Here is a 17,949-nt window from a genome sequence, read left to right on the forward strand (position 1 = left end):
CATGACAGTTACAACCGTGTTAACAAGTGCGATCGCTAAATCTATATAAAATAAACAAAAGAAAAGCGATTGCCCCTACCACCAGCTAAATTAGACTTATCACTAAATTCTTTGACGCTCATGCTAGAAAAAACATCTACATTTCAGAAAGCCATAGAAGCGGTAGAAGCATTAGATCCAGAAGCTCAGGCTATTCTTGTAGATATTATCCAAAAGCGCCTCAAGCAACAGCGACGGGATGACTTATTAAAGGCGGTTGCAGAAGCTCGTGAAGCTTATGCTAAAGGGGAAGTACGTAGTGGAACTGTTGCTGATTTAATGGCGGAGTTGGATGATTGATGCAGCTGCTATGGAGTGCAAGATTTATTCGAGACTTTAAGCGTTTAGCCCGTCGAAATCCCGAATTACGCTCTGTAGTTGAGCAAAGATTACAACAACTTGCTGAAGATGCGTTTTACCCTAGCTTGCGTACTCATAAACTTAAAGGGGATTTATTGGGTACATGGGCTTGTTCCATAGACTACAGCAATCGTATTCTATTTGAGTTTGTTCCTCATCCCGATTCAGGGGAATTAGTAATTTCTTTGTTGACCTTGGGTTCTCATGATGATGTTTACTAAGGTGACACTAGACTTGAGAAATATTTGGGGATTGAAATCATAGATGTTATTACAGAATAAAAGCGGCTGTAATTATGAACACCCAAACAACACCCCAACTGCCAATTCCTCCGTACTTTAACTCAGAAAAAGTCGGCGAAGTCTGGCGCGTACCTTACCAAGAACGTGCCGCCAAAGCTGAAATCTGGGCAAAACAACACGATATTAAACCAGCATCTTTAGATAAAACCCGTATTTGCCTACTGTTAATTGATGTACAAAATACCTTCTGCATTCCCGGATTTGAATTATTTGTAGGTGGAGAATCCGGGAATGCGGCGGTGGATGATAATGTCAGGTTATGTGAGTTTATCTATCGCAACTTGGGAGTAATTACAAAAATTGTACCAACTCTAGATACTCACACAGCAACGCAAATATTCCATCCAATCTTTTGGGTGAACGCTGCGGGAGAACATCCTACTCCAGCAGCGACTAGCATCACACCAGCAGATATTGAACAAGGTATTTGGAAAGTTAACCCAGCAGTTGCCGACAGCGTTACTAATGGGGATTATGAATTATTAGAAAAACACGCTTACCATTACCTTAAAAAACTCAGTCAAGACGGTAAATATCCCCTTACTGTTTGGCCTTATCATTCTATGTTGGGCGGCATCGGTCATGCTCTAGTTTCATCGGTTGAGGAAGCGGTATTTTTCCACAGCATTGCGCGTCAGAGTCAAACACAATTTGAAATCAAAGGCGAAAATCCTTTAACAGAAAACTATTCTATCTTACGTCCAGAGGTGTTAGAAGATTTTGAACAACGTCCACTTGCTCAAAAGAACACACGCCTGATTAAACAACTTTTAGAATTTGATGTTGTCATTATTGGTGGTCAAGCTAAAAGTCATTGCGTTGCCTGGACAATTGACGATTTATTAACAGAAATTAAACAGGTAGATGCCACCCTGACGAAAAAAGTTTATCTGCTAGAAGATTGCACTTCTCCTGTTGTTGTCCCTGGTGTTGTGGACTACACAGAACAGGCAGATGCAGCATTTACAAGGTTTGCAGAGGCAGGAATGCACATCCTAAAATCTAGCGAATCCATAGCATTTTTTTAACGCAAAGGATTCGCAAAGGGAAACGCAACGGAACACAGAGATTTCCTCCGCGTTCCGTTGCGTTTCCCTTTGCGTCCCTCTGCGTTTTAAAACAAGCCTCATTTCTTCAAATAACCCTTTGGATCTTCTGCTACCCAACCCAGAGATGAGCTAGAACGCACTTCAAAATGAAGATGCGGTTGAATGGAACTTGGTTTTCCAGTAGTGCCTACTGTTCCTAGTAAGTCTCCTTTTTTCACTTGCTGACCGACAGTAACTTTGATACTGTCAAGCTGGGCATAGCGGCTTTGGAGTCCGCCACTGTGGTTAATAATGACCAACTTGCCATAAGAACCTTGATCGCTGGCAAAGGCTACGGTTCCAGGGGCGATCGCTAACACATCTGTACCAACTGGTGCTAATAAGTCAACACCACTGTGGAAGAAAACTTCACCTGTCGCAGGATTAATTTGCCAGCCGTAAGCTAATCCCACAGTCGCCACTTGTGCCAAGGGATATCCAGATAGCGATGCACGATTTGGTGTACCTGCATCAGTGGGTAAAGGGGACTTAGTTACAACACCATTGGGCGACCAGTTTACCCCCGGAACAAATACGATTCTGGGGTCTGGTTGGCAGCCATTCACCTCAAAAAGGCTATCAGCACGAACTTTGTATTGTGCTGCCACTTGTCGCCAAGTTTCACCGCGAGGTACTTCGACTACAATCCCATTGTAGGGAGGAATTTGAAGCACACTACCAACGGCTGCAATCCCACCATTCTGCAAAGCTGGATTCATGCCGATAATAGTTGTAGGAATGAGATTGTAGCGCTGCGCTATGCTCTCCAAAGTTTCGCCACGAACAACTTTATGGCGTTGGAAGCGAGATAAGGCTGGAATTGGGCAACCACCTACAGCAGCGTTAGCACTGTTCGAGTATGGCAGTATGCTTACTAAGCCTAAGGCGCTAACTAAGCTACAGAGAAACAGTTGACGAAAGAGTAAAGTCATGTATAAAGGTCAAGAGCGCATTAACTTTAGATTTTAGATGGGAAGAGTGGGGAGTGGGGAGATGAGGGAGCAGGGGGATATGAGGGAGCAGGGGGAGATGAGGAAGAATAACCATGCCCAATTCCCAATGCCCAATTCCCAATTTCCCGTAAATTGATCTGTCCACTTGCCGTTAGCTTGACTACACTTAGAAATTAGCAACTGCATTGCTGTCCTTAAGTAAAAAGATTATGAAGTTATCCTTAAAGCAATTGGCGGTTTATGTGTTTTTACTGGTGATTGGCGGTGGTGCAGGTTTGTTTGGCAGTCACTATCTCTCGCCACAAAATCGCTCGTTCCAACAATTAAAAAATGTAACAATGTCTTCGCCTCCAGAATCGGTAGTTCCGAATTCTCCGAATGGAGCAACTGGGGCTACAGGAGGTAATAGTGTGAATTTTATTGCGACGGCAGTGCAAAAAGTTGGCCCGGCTGTGGTGCGAATTAATGCTACTCGCAAAGTAGCCAATCCCATCTCTGATGCTTTGAAAAATCCCCTCTTGCGACGATTTTTTGGAGAGGATGACCAACCAATTCCTCAAGAACGTATTGAGCGTGGTACAGGATCAGGATTTATTTTAAGCGAAGATGGAGAATTAATCACCAATGCTCATGTGGTAGCAGATACAGATACAGTACAAGTAACTCTCAAGGATGGTCGGAGTCTAGAGGGAAAGGTGGTAGGAGTTGACTCTGTGACAGATGTGGCGGTGGTGAAAATACAAGCGAATAATTTGCCGACGGTGAAACTGGGTAATTCGCAAAATCTGGTGCCGGGAGAATGGGCGATCGCAATTGGCAATCCTCTGGGTTTAGATAATACTGTCACTATGGGCATTATCAGTGCTACCGATCGCACCAGTACTCAAGTTGGTGTCCCAGATAAGCGAGTTAGCTTTATCCAAACTGATGCCGCGATTAACCCTGGTAATTCTGGTGGCCCCTTGTTAAACGCCCAAGGCGAAGTCATTGGTATTAATACTGCCATCCGCGCTGATGCTCAAGGACTCGGTTTCGCCATCCCCATTGAAACAGCCGCCCGTGTTGCCAATGAGCTTTTTACCAAAGGGCATGTGGAACATCCCTTTTTGGGTATTGAAATGGCAGACCTTTCTCCCATCAGAAGACAGCAGATTAATCAAGAAAATCAACTGAACATTCAGCAGGATGCGGGGATTGTCATTAAAGGCGTAACAGACGATTCCCCAGCCAAGCGTGGAGCATTGCTTCCTGGAGACGTGATTCAAAAAGTTAACGGTAAACCAGTCAAAACCTCAGCCCAAGTTCAGAGGCTAGTAGAGTCCAGCAAAGTTGGAGACATGATAGCGCTCGAAGTCAACCGCAGCGGTAAAATTCAAACCTTGAAAGTAAAATTAGGAGCTTATCCTGAAAGGAAATAATCAATAGTCAATAGTCCCAGAATGTTTGACTATTGACTATTGATTATTGACCATTAGACAAATGCTCTAACTGCATTCTTTGTTCCATCTGGCGCAGAAAATACCCTGTCATCATTGCCGACGCTAGAAGTCCAGCTAAGTTCTCCCGATCTGTTGTGATTTGCACGTTAAAATTTTCTGCCGGGAGCATTCCCACTAGCCCTTGAACATTTTGCGAGATGATTTGTTTAATTTCGGGGCTGGCAGACTGAGCAACCCTAGCTAAAACATCAGGAGACTGATGCTGTAGATACTTGAGTAACTGATTGGGGTATTCCTCAGAGTGGTCGGAAAGAAGTTGATTAGGGTGTTCCTCGGAGTTGTCATTCAAAAAGTCAGGATTAAACACCATTGGCAGTTTTATTTAGCTTAATTGCTAACTCTACTCTAAACCATAGTACAAGAGTAGCGCATTCACCACGGGTATAAGTCAATAGGAATGGGGAATTGGGCATTGGGCATTGGGCATTGAAAAGATGCAGAGGGGCAGGGTGCGGGGGGCGGAGGGGAAAATTCTTCTCCCTGCTCCCTCTTCAAGATGCTGGAAAAAATAACCGCAGGTAGCTAGACAAAATGGCTTCGCCAACAAACAGAGTAATTACAGATCCTAAAGCCAGAAAAGGCCCAAAAGGCATCTTTTGTCCTAACCTTTGTCGCGATCGCATCATAGCACCGCTACCAATTAACGCTCCTAGCACGCAGGCAATAAAACTAGCCAAGAGCAAATATTTCCAGCCTAACCAGGCTCCCATCATGGCTGCTAATTTGGCGTCACCTGCCCCCATTGCAGTTTTACCAAAGGCAATTGAACCCAATAGGGCGATCGCATCAAACAGCCATAAGCCCAATACTGCACCAAATATCGCCATCATCAGGTGATTTACCAATGCCACAAAACTAGCCTCTGGTAAAAAACCAACTACCATTTGAAACAAAATTCCTACCACCAAACCCGACTGAGTAAGTGCATTAGGTAGGGTCATTGTATCTAGGTCGATGAGCGATAGCGCCAATAACCAACTGCAAAAAGCCCAATAGCCTATTGTTAAAGTCGATACTTTAAATACCAAAAAAATCAGTAAAAAAATTATGCCCGTTACCCCTTCTACCACGGGATAACGGACAGAAATTTTGCTTTTGCAATATCGACACCGCCCTTTTAAGTATATCCAGCCGAACACTGGTACATTGTCGTAAGCTTTTAGCTGGTTTAAGCACTTAGGACAACGGGAAGGCGGCCAAAGAATTGACAACCCAGCAGGTAGCCGATAAACAATAACATTGAGAAAACTACCAATAGATGCACCTAAAGCAAAGACCATTACACTCGCCGGAATGGCGAACAAAATGTCCATACAGTCATTTGTCCTTTGTCATTTGTCCTCTGTCATTTGTCGTTTATCTTTCGTCCTTTGTCCAGAACCAATGATTAATGACCAATGACCAATGACTAATGACCAATGACTAATACATGTGCGATTCAATTTGACTCAAGGGCACAAAACATTCTTGAGGTAATAGAACTGGTTGGTTAGTAAAAATAACCTTACCTCGATGAGTCATGCGATTAATTGCTACACCGGAAGGTTGCCCAGCTATTTCGGGATGTACTTCACAGTGAGTGTAGTAAATCTGCCCAGCGGCTCTGATTACGGCGGGATCAATCAAAGGTGACTGGTTCTTTGGGGCGGTAAAAGTTGCTTGTCCTTGTCGTAATGCGTACACTATCGACTGTTATTTGATTGCTAGATTTCCCTCTAGTCTACCCGAAACTTTTAGCAAAGGTTGCCAAATTGCCCAGGTTGCACTTTAAAATTCGCAATTCGTAATTCGTAATTCCCTAACGAAGGGGGATTTAGCCATAAAACCTGAGCGCAGGAAACCTCTGTAGAAGTTCTGCGTTGAGTCAGTCGCAGTCTTGGCAAAAGTGAAAAACTTTTGCCTACTGCCTGGCATTTATCTTCACCCAACAACTTTAAGGTTGGTCGAGTACTTTAATCAACGCATCGCCCATAGCGCGGCAACCTAAAAGATTTTTTCCTGGGGAAATTATATCTCCCGTGCGATCGCCTTGTTCTAAAACTTGCAATACGGCTTGTTCGATGCTATCTGCTGCTTTTGGTTGGTCTAAACCGTAGCGTAACATCATCGCCGCACTCAACACTTGTGCTAGAGGATTTGCCTTATCAAGTCCGGCAATATCTGGGGCGGAACCATGAACTGGTTCAAATACCCCAGGTCCAGAAGCGCCTAAACTAGCTGACGGTAACATCCCAATACTACCTGTGAGCATGGCAGCAGCATCAGAAAGAATATCGCCAAACAAATTGCCTGTGACGATGGTATCGAACTGCTTGGGAGCGCGTACTAGTTGCATGGCAGCATTATCTACATATAAATGAGAGAGTTCGATATCTGGATATTCCTGAGAAAGTTGAGTGATGCGATCGCGCCACAACTGAGATACTTCTAATACGTTCGCCTTATCCACCGAACAAAGTTTTCCACCGCGTTTTTTAGCTGCCTCAAAAGCCACCCGTCCAATGCGTTCAATTTCCGATTCGGTATAAACCATTGTATTTACACCGCGTTTTTCACCAGTTTCCGTAGCAAAAATCCCTTTGGGTTTACCAAAGTAAATCCCGCCAGTGAGTTCACGCACCACCATAATATCCACGCCTTCGACAATTTCGCGTTTCAAAGTCGAGGCATCAATTAGCTGGGGCAAAATTTTCGCTGGGCGTAAATTGGCAAATAATCCTAAACCTGCACGTAGTCCTAACAAACCTGCTTCTGGGCGTAAATTAGATGGCAGTGAATCCCACTTATAACCACCAATGGCGGCGAGTAACACAGCATCACTATTACGGCAAGTTTCTAGAGTGGCAGATGGTAAGGGTTCTCCTGTGGCATCAATTGCTGCACCACCAATGAGGGCTTCTTGGAATTCAAACTGAATATCAAATTGCTTCCCTACGACTTTCAGCACATCTACCGCCACTGCCATAATTTCAGGGCCAATGCCATCGCCGGGAAGTAAAGTAATGCGGTAGTTATGTGTCATAGCTGGTTATTACTAGGTAAATGCTTGCAGATTAAATATCATACCGAGCAAGATGTACAGATGGAGTTTTTAATTTATTTAGATGTTTGTTGTCTGAATCGCCCTTTTGATGACCAGACACCTTGTGTTGGATATTCCTATGGAGTTTGAAATTAAACTGACGGCGAATAAATTCGCCTACGCCTTGCCCCCATGCTTGAAAGCACTTGCTCTCCACGGCGAGAGGTCTTTGGTGAGTAAGATGTTCTACCTAAAATTACAAAGATGAAAATGCTAGACGGGATAAAGCAATCAAACTTTGCCCGCCAAGTTCATCAACTGTTTGAAGTTCACAAGATAATTGATGTTGTTGGCACTATCAATCTTTATCCACCCTTTTTCATGCAGCTTTTCCATAATTTTGGTGGTTTCTTCAACACCGATTTCTGTCACCTCTGCTAAATCTTTAAAGGGAACGTTAAAAATTTCTCTTCCTAAATCTGATTCTTGACCATAGCTTTCGCCTAAAGTCACTAGGGTATGGGCGAGTTTGACTGCTGGTGGTGAAGACCGCATTTGTAAGCGCAGGTTAATTTGCCGCAATCGCCGCACCATCAGTTGCAACATCCGATGATGTAACTGCGGGTCTTTAAACAATATTTGAATAAAACGCTCTCTGGAGATACTAAGCAACTTCACGGGTGAAAGGGCAATGACATCGGTTGAGCGTGGAGATTCATCTAAAATTGCCATTTCTCCAAAAAAATCGCCACGACCAAAAATTGCCAGAGCGACTGAATCTTCCCCGACGGTACGCCGGACTTTGACCCAACCAGAAACCACGAAGTAAACTGCATTACCCCAGGCATCTTCCATCACAACGGCTCGCCCAGATGGATATTCATGTTCAATTGCAACGTTGAGCAGCCATTCCAAAGTCTGTGGATTGGCTGTACTCATTAAGGGGAAAAGTTCACTAAAAACCTCAGTTAGCATGAAATATTTGCAACAAATTGATTTAAGGGCGGGAAACTAACTTTGCTACTATAAGTTTTTTTAAACCGTAATCTTACTCAGAATACGATCGCAAAATTTGTATTTATTGAAGATGAATCTCTAAGCTCGATCGGTCTAGGATTCCATTACAACATAACAATTATGTATGCGATCGAAATCAGCGTTTTCACTTACAGACCGATGATTTACTGTTTGTTGCTAGATTGCTATCTAGTGCCAGTATTTTGATCTGCTGGTCTAAATTTTTCACTAACTGATTCAGGGCAACTAAAGCCTCTAATTGCTGAGAATCAAGGACGGGATTCAGCAAAAGCCGTTCTTGTAGTTCGTGTAACTTGAAGCTTAGTTGCTGAGAAATTCCTAAGGCATCGCGGCCCAGACGCGTCAACTGTTGTTGTTGATAGAATTTTAAGGCTGCTCCCCGCAATACTTGGAGTGTTGCCTCTTCGCCGTAGATTCCCGGCATGACTCGCAAGCGTAATAATAAGCGGTTTTTTTGATATACGTATTCCTTTTCTACCTGTTTTGGTTCTGCAACCGTTGTGACAGGTAGGGAAGCAAACCGCTTTAATTCATTCAGTACTCCTTGGAAAACCGAGAGCGGCAGTTGGTCTAATACAGACTGTAAAATTCCATTGTCACTCCACAGTATCCTACCTTCATACGCTTGTCTTTCTAAGTACAGCCGACCAATTCCCCCAACCAAGATTCGTCCCAGTAATTCTTCTAGTAATTTTTTGGGTGGCAGTGTTGGTAGCAACTCAATCGGACTCAGTAGTTCGGAAGCCTGTGTGGGCAAAATAGGTAAATTGTTTGGTGATGCAGCTTCGGAAGTCTCTTCCTGCTGAGTTCTGGAAATAGGAGTCGAGAACGTCGTAGTTTCAGATGATTGGTCTAGCTCTGGGATAGGAGGCAAGTCTACCCGCTGCCCAGAATGTTGACGCTTTGGTGTCTGAAATACCATCAATACTGGTTGCTGATTTGATTCTGAGGTGTCAGTGTCAGCAATGCTCGCTGGGCTATGTGTTGGAGAAGATTCTGCTGTTAGCTGATGCACAAGTTTGGCATCTAGCTGAGATGTATTCTTATGGTTGAGGTAGGCTGATAGGATTCTGCGGTGAGCGTCGGCTGCGATCGCTTCAATCACCATTGTGCAATTGATAGAAGACAAAATGCGACCAACGTAATCTAGTGCCTCGCTATCTTGTGGATAAACCATACCTAGCAAGAGGTTTTTGCCTTCTAATCCAAAGGGTAAAAGTTGGTGATAGAGGCAAGCTTCAAAGGATAAAAGACTATCAATTAGTTGGAATATTTGCTCGCGATCGCCTTTTTCTTCCCACTTCATTTGAGTGGCAGTTAGCAGTTGCCGTCCATTTGCTGCGGTATCATTTAGTTCACCCTTTGAAGACAACATAGATTTGATGCGTTGGTGTTTAATTATATTTTGCCTCGAATTTAGTAGGTAGTTAATAAAGATACTTTGTTGGATTGTTAAAATTTCAATTATATATACTTAAGTAAACGTAAGTAGAGTATGAATTTTAGATTATAGACTGGGGATAATACTGAGGGTTGGGCATTGGGCATGGGGAATTGGGCATTGTATTATCCCCCATCTCCCCCATCTCCCCCATCTCCCCCAGTCCCCAATCCCCATCTTCCACTACAGCTTACTCTTGAGTTCTTAAACCTTGGGCTGCAAGATAGATTTTTGTCCATTCGCCTAGCACTTGATGGGTTTTGAGTTTTAATTGTTCGGCTATTGCTTCTATTGAGTTACCCGCTTTCCGCAAATCTAGAATCTGCCGCCCTAGAGGGGTCAATTTTTCATCAAGTTGCTGCCATTGGTTTTGCGTTAATCCTAAGTTATGTTCTTGTAAGGAAATTGAGAGCCAACTGTCTACGAGTTCTGGTTTCCCTTTGAGGGCAAAAACACGGACAGCGTGGTAACTAATTTTTTCTCGCAGACGGTAAACTTCTTTAGTCTGCTTATTCAGTTTTTGGGCGATCTCTTCTTGGGACTTACCTTGCAGATAGAGTCGTAACCATTCCACTGCATCTGTTCCCAGATTTTCTTGTAAATAATTTTCAAATTCTTTTTGGACTGACTGGCGTAGCCCCTGTTGTTCTTCTAGTTGTTGTGCTTCTTGATATTCTGCGATCGCTTGACTATCGACTAAGTTAACTCGATTATCACTGTCGTCTGTAAGAACTTCTTCTGAAACTAGTCTAATCAAGTCACGGCCAGGCACTTGGGTTAGACCACCGCGCTGAGTGCGACGCAAGTAATTCACAAATCGGTAAGCTAATAGGGGTTGATTGCGTACTGGCCGCAGAGAATATTCTTCTAAACTGGCAAACAGCAGAGCATCCCCTAATCGTCTATCGGTTGTATATTTGGCAATATCAGCCATTTGCTGTTGCATCTGGCTATCGCTTTGGAGTAATTCTTGGAGTACTTCTTGTAACACATCGATCACACTGCGCTGGCGATCGCGGCTAAGGGAAACCCAAGTCTGAATCTTATTCCGTAATGTTATTAAACTCCCCAATCGGGTGATCAAGTTGCGATAAGCACGTTCTCGCCCCAGCCCCAAGTAGCGTTGACGTAAAATCCTCCAGCGATATTCCATCGCTTGCTTGGCGATATCGAGTTCTTTCGGGTTAAACAAATCAAACCGTTTTGAGTCAGATCCCAATAACCAAAGAATAATGCTTTGTCTAGCAGCTTCATTTTGGTCTGGACATTCCACAGCCAAACGCTTTTGCCAATCTATAGCCAGTTTTTCCACATCCATTGTCATAGTGAGATTGCATTCCTCGAAACTCAATTTTGAAGTTTGCATCACAACCCCCATTCGTCCCACTTAATTATTTAACTGGCAGCTGCCCCTGATTTCATGAGTTTCATGAAAATAGCTCAGTGATTCTACTTTTATTACGTCTTAGTTCACTGAAATTATGCAGAAATTTCTACATTGACGTTTTATTTTCAATTCACAATATCCAAGACCATTGTGTATTAAGCATTTGGGTTGATTTTGCCAATTTAAACTTTTTGTAAAGTTATATTTTTTCACTGAGAACAGAAATCTGCCTAGAGTGTTGAAGATACAACCTTTGCCTGAGATGGGTCAGGTAAATCTGACATTTTGTAACAGATACAAGGAACGAATCTAATCTAACTCAATGTCAGACGTTATTTCACCCGTATAAGTTTCAACCTTCTCCAATTCATTACGTAGTAAAATACTTAGTTAGATATCAGTATAATTAATGTTAATTGAGGTATGGACTCAGTAAATCCCCCAACCAGCCTGAGAAATTGGCTTATTCCCTTCTTTTGAAGTAAGATTGAGCCTTAACGAACTTAGGGGGTTTAGGTTTAAGTCCCCTGCTTCTATCAAGCAGCGCGTTTTGTGTTGCGGTCTAAATCCCCGTCACAAAACTTAATTACGAATTACGAATTACGAATTATTTTAACTCTGACTTTTCCTGGTATCTACGAAGATATCTCACTTACCATCACTCTTCGCGTTACCCCACCCCGGTTTTGGCTTTAGACAAAACCGCCCCTCCCCGATGCTTTGGGGTGGGGTTGAGATGGGGTAAAACACTTGTGGGGTAGGCATTTGAGCTTAAGTTGACACCTATGAGCATTGCTGTGTCCCTACAGCGTGGTCTATTTACCTGAAAATAGCTGTAAACTAGTACAACACGGCGTAAATAAACCACCCATTTAAAATAGCCAGAAAGCTTACAAAATAAGCATTCTTTCTTTTTACTTTTGCCTTCTTGTACTAGCTTTATTTACAACTACGCCTCTAATCATTGGCAAGTTATTCTTAAAACTTTTATATTCCTAAGAATGAATAGTCAACAGTCAATATTGATTTTGACTATTGACTCTGACTGTTGCTTTCCCTCTGCTTCAAAATTCAACTTATGCAAAATCTAAAAACATAAAAGTTTGCAACGCTCTAAAGTTTTGATGGTCAGAAGCCTTACAATAAACTTCTCTTTAAATTTATTTATGGGCATTCTTCGTTTTGAATTTACCCACAGGGGATTAAATCTATCGATTGTTTGATCTAACAATGGGATTTTCTACAGATTCTCGATACTGTTGGACTTGTTCTGTGTAACCAATTGGCAGAACAGCTTCAACGTTTTCATGGGGACGAGGAATAATCACCCAGGATTCTAGGGTACCGCCATAAACATTTTCTGCGGCTTCAACACCAGCAGCCATCGCGGCTTTTACTTCAGAAACATCGCCACGAATATTAACTGTAAAGCGAGCGCTACCTACTCTGATATAACCAACGAGGGTGACTCGACCAGCTTTTACCATAGCATCTGCTGCTGCTAGCACCGCAGGAAAACCTTTCGTTTCAAGTGCTCCAACTGCCTGTAATGACATTATTAATCTCCTGTATAAACAAACGATATGGTGGCTACAAGTTAATTGTACGAAGCTTCGCTACAGATTTTGATAGCAAAATTGCTTAGAACATACGGAAAGGTTCTGATTCCTCGGTGAAATGGATTGGTAATATGGTTTCCACATTTTCCGGGGGATTAGGAACAATGTAGTAGGTAATTACTGTACCAGCCTTGACTTGCTCTCCCGCGACGATTCCGGCTTCAACAGCTCTATTTACTTCCGAAACGTGTCCCCGAACGGCGACTAACAAGCGAGCGCTTTCCGCTTGACCATAATACACAATTGTGACTGCGGCAGCTTTGACCATTGCATCTGCTGCTGCTAAGACACTAGGAAAACCTAAAGTTTCAATTACGCCAACCGCCATTGGCATGGCATTAGCTCCTGGATTAAGGGATAAGCGATTTTAATTGTACGTGGCTTTTGTCCCAATTTTGACATTTTGGAAAACTTTCTTGGATCTAGAAATTTCGGGGGAGTGGGTAGAGACACGATTGATCGCGTCTGTACAGGAGTTGGGAGTTAAAATATTTTGATCGCAGGTGGTTTATGTTTTATATATTAAAAATAATACTTGAGCATATTAGTTTTTGTAATTTTGTTGTTGAACAAAATCACCTATATCTGGAAGTAAGCTAATACGATAAACTAAAATTTATGTTTCCGAATTTTCTTCCTACAGCAGTCAAGCAACTAACAGAACCTACTTCGATCGCACTAGCTCGGAGTATTCAAACCACTGCGATCGCTACTCCTTTAACTAATCAACCAGTTACTACAACGTTTGTCAAGCAAGGGTGCGGTGGAACTCCGATTTTATTAATTCACGGTTTTGACAGTTCTGTATTGGAATTTCGACGGCTTTTGCCACTACTTTCTGAAGATAATGAAACGTGGGCAGTGGATCTGTTGGGTTTTGGGTTTACAGATAGACTCTCAGGAATTGCCTATAGCCCAACTGCAATTAAAACCCATCTTTATTATTTCTGGAAAAGCCTAATTAACCAACCTGTAATTTTAGTGGGTGCTTCGATGGGGGGTGCGACAGCGATTGATTTTACGCTGACATACCCGGAAGTAGTAAAAAAGCTAGTGTTAATTGATAGTGCAGGGTTAGCGGGTGGTTCACCATTGATCAAATTCATGTTTCCCCCGTTGGACTATTTCGCAACTCAGTTTTTGAGTAATCTGAAAGTACGCGATCGCGTTTCCCGCATTGGATATAAAAATCAAAGTCTCGCCTCTGTCGATGCACTGTGTTGTGGTGCATTGCACCTACAAAGTCCGAGTTGGAATCAAGCTTTGATTGCTTTCACTAAAAGTGGTGGTTATAGTGCTTTTAGACTTGAAATCTTATCACAAATTATGCAACAAACGCTAATTTTGTGGGGTGATTCTGATAAAATTTTGGGTACTAAGGATGCCACAAAGTTTCAAAAGGCAATTCCACACAGTATTCTCACCTGGATTCAAGATTGCGGTCATCTCCCACACCTGGAACAACCACAAATCACCGCACAACATATTTTAAACTTTTGTGGTTCGGTTTGAATTGTGGCTTCTATTTGGGTCAGTGCAGCGTTAAGATTATCTCGATCGCATTCTGTAACTGCAATATTGTAAAGCGTTTCAGCTTCCTTAGTGCGATCGCCCAAGGTTTGCCACAATGCTAATTGTTGATTGTAAGTTGCGATCGCCCGTTTAACGCACGAGTAATAGCGCATAGAACTTACGCTTTGTACATCAGCACTACAGCAATTTGGATATTTCAGCCATATTTAGCAGCTAGCGATGTCTACGACGGGCTGGCTACACCTAGGCTTTCTATGGGAGTCAATCAGGGTTATAGTAAGCGTCTGAAACGACTAAATACTATAATTCACATTATGCTTAATTTGTACAGTGCGTAAGTCATAGTGAAATTTTTGGACAAGAATTCCTATTTTCTCTGTGTTCTCTGCGCCTCTGTGGTTAGATAAATTACTTTTAAACCGCAGAGGCACGAGAGATAAAAGAGATTTTACGAGTCACATTGAAAGGGCGAGTCCTAAGTTATTAAATGAGCAAAGGTAACTTTGATATGTCGTATAAAGTTAGCATCGTTATCGAAAAAGACGAACATGGATATTATGCCTATTGCCCTGAACTACCTGGTTGTCAATCTCAAGGTGATTCCCTAGAAGAAGTACAGGCGAATATTAAAGAAGCAGTTGAACTTTATATAGAAACCTTGTCAAATTCAGAAAAACAGGCACTTCATAACAAGGAAATATTCACAATAACCTTGGAGGTGAAAGTTGCCTAAACTGCCACGTATCACAGCAATAGAAGCTGAAAAGCTCTTATTAGATGCAGGCTTTATTCAAATTAGAAGCAAAGGAAGTCACAGGATTTATTTTCGAGAAGAAGTGAGAGTGGTGATTCCTTTTCATTCAGGAAAAATATTGCACCCAAAAATAGTAAAACAGGTTCTACAAGCCATTGATATTTCTGAGGATGAAACTACAGCAGAAATAAGTAGTAACTAAGGTAGATGAATAAGAATCCCACCCTGCTAAGAGGCAGTTAGTTTTGTGTCTTCCCACCAACATATACTGATATGGCATATAGTGATTTTACTTTAGAGAAAGTCAAACAAAGCTTTCAAATAAATACTATTGAGAGAACTGATATTTTTGCTAATATACCTGATATAGAATGTAGTGAGTTATTAAAAGAAGTTCTTCAATATAATTTACCTATAGCTATTGCCAGCAATAGTGAAAAAGCTCGCTCTGAGATGATTATTTCTCCAATTTTGCTAGATTTGAGACGACAATTAAATGACCAAATAAATTTGTTCTCTGGTGTTGAATTCAATGTTGATACAGCACAAGGTTTAAATGGAATCTGTGATTTTCTAATTACCCGTTCTCCAGAAAGACTAATTATCACAGCACCAGTCATTATTATTGTGGAAGCTAAAAAAGAAAACATTCCTGCTGGTTTAGGACAATGTGTAGCCGAAATGCTAGCAGCAAGAATATTTAACGAACGAGCAGGTAATGAAAATTTGATAATTTATGGAACCGTCACCACTGGAAGTATTTGGCAATTTTTAAAATTAGAAGGGCAATCTATCCAGATAGACTTAAGTGAATATTATCTTAAAGATGTCAATAAAATTTTAGGAATCTTAGCTAGTGGTATACGCTGAAAAAATTATAGTTAAGTAGCGATCGCATCCCTAAAACACCCGTTTAAAAGGCTTTTGACATATACTATCTAAAGTAACTTACTATCAAGATTGATATATCTACTGGACTAAAGACAAAAATGAAGCAAACAACACAATTCACTGCTATCATTGAGCGCGAAAAGGATGGCTATGTATCACTCTGTCCCGAACTCGATATCGCCAGCCAAGGTGACACAATTGAAGAGGCACGGAATAACCTAATTGAGGCATTAGAATTATTTTTTGAGACAGCAGATCCTTCTGAAATTAAGCAAAGGTTGCACACAGAAGTTTTTGTTACACGCCTAGAGGTAAATATTGGCTAAACTGCGCGTTCTTTCTGCTAGAGGAGTTTGCCGCATTCTGGAAGAGAACGGCTTTGTACAAGTGCGCCAGCGTGGTAGTCACATAATCATGCAGATGCAAACCGAAGACTCAACAATTACAGTTCCTATCCCCAATTACGAAGAATTACGCATCGGTACTTTGCGATCTATAATTCGTCAGTCAGGATTACCTCGTGTTTTATTTGAAGTTAATTAAACTTTAATTATTGAACTTGCGTAGGCATAGCCCAACCCAGGCATCGCAATAACTAAAATCCAAAAATCTCACGCCCAAACACTAAAATACTATTCTGCATCTTGGCGCCTCTGCGTGAGATTTCTTAAACTCTCACTCAATCGCCCACCCTACTTTAACCATCGCGCCGCATCTTTGGCATGATAAGTCAAAATCAAATCTGCACCAGCACGTTTAAAGCCAGTTAAAGTTTCCATAACCACCCGCTCTTCATCAATCCAACCATTGAGAGCCGCAGCTTTCACCATCGCATACTCACCAGAAACATTGTAGGCTGCAACTGGTAAGTTACTCGCTTCCTTCACCCGCCAAATAATATCCATATATGCCAAGGCTGGTTTAACCATCAGCATATCAGCACCTTCAGCGATATCCAATTCAATCTCTTTAATCGCTTCGCGGGCGTTACCTGGGTCCATTTGGTAAGTTCTTCTGTCCCCAAATTGCGGCGTCGAGTCTGCTGCATCCCGAAATGGGCCATAATAACCCGAAGCATACTTAGCAGCATAAGACAAAATCGGCGTATCTTGAAATCCGGCTTCATCTAAACCCTGACGAATTGCTTGCACAAACCCATCCATCATCCCCGAAGGCGCGATGATATCGGCACCAGCTTTTGCTTGAGAAACTGCTGTTTTCTTTAACAATTCCAGAGTTGGGTCATTTAAAACTCGTCCTGTTAAATCACCAACTTGCAAATAACCACAATGACCGTGGTTTGTATACTCACATAAACAAGTATCAGCAATTACAATCAAATCTGGCACTGCTGCTTTTACCGCCGTCGCCGCTTTCTGGACGATACCGCAATCATGCCAAGCGCCAGTGGCATCTACATCTTTATCAGCCGGAATCCCAAATAAAATAATCGAGGGAATTCCTAAGTCATAAACTTCTTTTGCTTCTTCAACAATTTTATCTACCGAAAGTTGGTAGACACCGGGCATGGATTTCACCTCATTAGCGATTCCTTCACCTGGTACGGCAAATAATGGGTAGATTAAATCGTTTGTTGTTAAAACAGTTTCACGAACCATCCGGCGCAGTTGGGGATGAGTACGCAGACGACGGGGGCGATGTGTAGGAAACATAAAATTTTATGAAGAAAAACAACGCAAATGGACACAAAACAAAGCGTCACAAAAGCAGGCTAAAATTTTCCTGCCGTCGGACAGACTACAAACAGTGCTTAACTGTCCTTTGCCCTACTCTTAATCAAGTTGTGGGGCAATTTTGTATTCTACAGCTTGGTTGCACCTATCCGACGGACTGGAAAAAAAACAACATCATGAAGAAATTCAAAATTTAAGACTGTTTGTTGGGAAAATTGTGGTGCATTGAGGGGTGAAATTTAAACGCATAGGCGCTTCGCCTTCCCGTAGGGTAGGGGCACAGAGGTAAACGCAGAGGCACGCAGAGAATTTGCTACTAATTTAATGAA

The 17,949-nt window shown here is 42.2% G+C and carries 22 protein-coding genes; 10 read left to right on the forward strand and 12 right to left on the reverse strand.

Annotated elements, in window-relative coordinates; all coding sequences use genetic code 11:
• The first annotated feature begins 69 nt into the window (after window positions 1–69).
• The 3 genes from V7K67_RS05645 to V7K67_RS05655 all read left to right on the forward strand — a co-directional run bounded on the left by V7K67_RS05645 (window position 70) and on the right by V7K67_RS05655 (window position 1,729).
• Entirely contained in the window at window positions 70–339 is a 270-nt protein-coding gene (locus tag V7K67_RS05645) for a hypothetical protein (protein WP_334708902.1), read from the forward strand.
• Window positions 339–620 carry a type II toxin-antitoxin system RelE/ParE family toxin gene (locus V7K67_RS05650; protein WP_334732608.1) on the forward strand — a complete coding sequence of 94 codons (282 nt, stop codon included), beginning with the start codon at window positions 339–341 and terminating at the stop codon, window positions 618–620. The genes V7K67_RS05645 and V7K67_RS05650 overlap by 1 nt, the downstream gene beginning before the upstream one ends.
• A 74-nt stretch (window positions 621–694) precedes the next feature.
• Window positions 695–1,729, forward strand: a complete 1,035-nt coding sequence (locus V7K67_RS05655; protein ID WP_334732607.1) for an isochorismatase — start codon at window positions 695–697, stop codon at window positions 1,727–1,729.
• A 98-nt stretch (window positions 1,730–1,827) separates the two neighbouring features.
• Here V7K67_RS05655 and V7K67_RS05660 read toward each other — a convergent pair whose 3' ends face one another.
• Entirely contained in the window at window positions 1,828–2,721 is an 894-nt protein-coding gene (locus V7K67_RS05660; RefSeq protein WP_334732606.1) for a LysM peptidoglycan-binding domain-containing M23 family metallopeptidase, read from the reverse strand.
• A 230-nt stretch (window positions 2,722–2,951) separates the two neighbouring features.
• Here V7K67_RS05660 and V7K67_RS05665 point away from each other — a divergent pair, with 230 nt between their 5' ends.
• Window positions 2,952–4,160, forward strand: coding sequence for an HhoA/HhoB/HtrA family serine endopeptidase (locus V7K67_RS05665; protein ID WP_335165562.1), 1,209 nt, complete (start codon window positions 2,952–2,954; stop codon window positions 4,158–4,160).
• A gap of 43 nt (window positions 4,161–4,203) precedes the next feature.
• Here V7K67_RS05665 and V7K67_RS05670 read toward each other — a convergent pair whose 3' ends face one another.
• From V7K67_RS05670 to V7K67_RS05710, 9 genes are all read right to left on the reverse strand, one after another.
• A complete protein-coding gene (locus V7K67_RS05670; RefSeq protein WP_094347414.1) occupies window positions 4,204–4,551 on the reverse strand; it encodes a DUF760 domain-containing protein in 348 nt (115 codons plus the stop codon).
• 181 nt (window positions 4,552–4,732) lie between these two features.
• Window positions 4,733–5,554, reverse strand: a complete 822-nt coding sequence (locus V7K67_RS05675; protein WP_334708897.1) for a prepilin peptidase — start codon at window positions 5,552–5,554, stop codon at window positions 4,733–4,735.
• A 109-nt stretch (window positions 5,555–5,663) separates the two neighbouring features.
• Window positions 5,664–5,924, reverse strand: coding sequence for a hypothetical protein (locus V7K67_RS05680; RefSeq protein WP_179065938.1), 261 nt, complete (start codon window positions 5,922–5,924; stop codon window positions 5,664–5,666).
• Window positions 5,925–6,174: 250 nt separating this feature from the next.
• On the reverse strand, window positions 6,175–7,263 hold the full coding sequence (gene leuB, locus V7K67_RS05685) for a 3-isopropylmalate dehydrogenase (RefSeq protein WP_179065939.1): 1,089 nt from the start codon (window positions 7,261–7,263) through the stop codon (window positions 6,175–6,177).
• A 291-nt stretch (window positions 7,264–7,554) separates the two neighbouring features.
• Window positions 7,555–8,238, reverse strand: a complete 684-nt coding sequence (locus V7K67_RS05690; protein WP_334697795.1) for a Crp/Fnr family transcriptional regulator — start codon at window positions 8,236–8,238, stop codon at window positions 7,555–7,557.
• A gap of 187 nt (window positions 8,239–8,425) precedes the next feature.
• On the reverse strand, window positions 8,426–9,676 hold the full coding sequence (locus V7K67_RS05695) for a pilus assembly protein PilB (protein ID WP_335165565.1): 1,251 nt from the start codon (window positions 9,674–9,676) through the stop codon (window positions 8,426–8,428).
• A 256-nt stretch (window positions 9,677–9,932) separates the two neighbouring features.
• Window positions 9,933–11,120 carry a HetZ-related protein 2 gene (locus V7K67_RS05700; RefSeq protein WP_334708894.1) on the reverse strand — a complete coding sequence of 396 codons (1,188 nt, stop codon included), beginning with the start codon at window positions 11,118–11,120 and terminating at the stop codon, window positions 9,933–9,935.
• Between the two features lie 1,217 nt (window positions 11,121–12,337).
• On the reverse strand, window positions 12,338–12,685 hold the full coding sequence (locus V7K67_RS05705; protein WP_179065944.1) for a carbon dioxide-concentrating mechanism protein CcmK: 348 nt from the start codon (window positions 12,683–12,685) through the stop codon (window positions 12,338–12,340).
• Window positions 12,686–12,770: 85 nt separating this feature from the next.
• The gene (locus V7K67_RS05710; protein ID WP_179065945.1) at window positions 12,771–13,082 is read right to left on the reverse strand and encodes a BMC domain-containing protein; all 312 of its coding nucleotides are present in this window, start codon (window positions 13,080–13,082) and stop codon (window positions 12,771–12,773) included.
• A gap of 284 nt (window positions 13,083–13,366) precedes the next feature.
• Here V7K67_RS05710 and V7K67_RS05715 point away from each other — a divergent pair, with 284 nt between their 5' ends.
• Window positions 13,367–14,260 (forward strand): alpha/beta fold hydrolase, encoded by an 894-nt coding sequence (locus tag V7K67_RS05715; RefSeq protein WP_334732601.1) that lies wholly within the window; start codon window positions 13,367–13,369, stop codon window positions 14,258–14,260.
• Here V7K67_RS05715 and V7K67_RS05720 read toward each other — a convergent pair.
• The gene (locus tag V7K67_RS05720) at window positions 14,191–14,433 is read right to left on the reverse strand and encodes a hypothetical protein (protein WP_334732600.1); all 243 of its coding nucleotides are present in this window, start codon (window positions 14,431–14,433) and stop codon (window positions 14,191–14,193) included. The genes V7K67_RS05715 and V7K67_RS05720 overlap by 70 nt on opposite strands.
• A gap of 335 nt (window positions 14,434–14,768) precedes the next feature.
• On the opposite strand from V7K67_RS05720, the gene V7K67_RS05725 reads away from it, so the two are divergent.
• The 5 genes from V7K67_RS05725 (at window position 14,769) to V7K67_RS05745 (ending at window position 16,469) form a co-directional block, all read left to right on the forward strand.
• Entirely contained in the window at window positions 14,769–15,014 is a 246-nt protein-coding gene (locus tag V7K67_RS05725; RefSeq protein WP_334708891.1) for a type II toxin-antitoxin system HicB family antitoxin, read from the forward strand.
• Window positions 15,007–15,237, forward strand: coding sequence for a type II toxin-antitoxin system HicA family toxin (locus V7K67_RS05730; RefSeq protein WP_335165568.1), 231 nt, complete (start codon window positions 15,007–15,009; stop codon window positions 15,235–15,237). Before V7K67_RS05725 ends, V7K67_RS05730 begins: the two co-directional genes overlap by 8 nt.
• 71 nt (window positions 15,238–15,308) lie before the next feature.
• Window positions 15,309–15,905: a hypothetical protein gene (locus V7K67_RS05735; protein WP_334732597.1), complete on the forward strand. Its 597-nt coding sequence runs from the start codon at window positions 15,309–15,311 to the stop codon at window positions 15,903–15,905.
• 119 nt (window positions 15,906–16,024) lie between these two features.
• Complete coding sequence (locus V7K67_RS05740) at window positions 16,025–16,252, forward strand: type II toxin-antitoxin system HicB family antitoxin (RefSeq protein ID WP_334732596.1); 228 nt, start codon at window positions 16,025–16,027, stop codon at window positions 16,250–16,252.
• A complete protein-coding gene (locus V7K67_RS05745) occupies window positions 16,245–16,469 on the forward strand; it encodes a type II toxin-antitoxin system HicA family toxin (RefSeq protein ID WP_334708887.1) in 225 nt (74 codons plus the stop codon). The genes V7K67_RS05740 and V7K67_RS05745 overlap by 8 nt, the downstream gene beginning before the upstream one ends.
• A 149-nt stretch (window positions 16,470–16,618) precedes the next feature.
• On the opposite strand, the gene hemB is transcribed toward V7K67_RS05745, so the two are convergent.
• Window positions 16,619–17,599, reverse strand: a complete 981-nt coding sequence (gene hemB / locus V7K67_RS05750; protein ID WP_335165571.1) for a porphobilinogen synthase — start codon at window positions 17,597–17,599, stop codon at window positions 16,619–16,621.
• Window positions 17,600–17,949 lie beyond the last annotated feature (350 nt).

It is taken from the genome of Nostoc sp. (assembly GCF_036917155.1).
In the GTDB taxonomy this organism is placed as follows: Bacteria; Cyanobacteriota; Cyanobacteriia; order Cyanobacteriales; family Nostocaceae; genus Nostoc.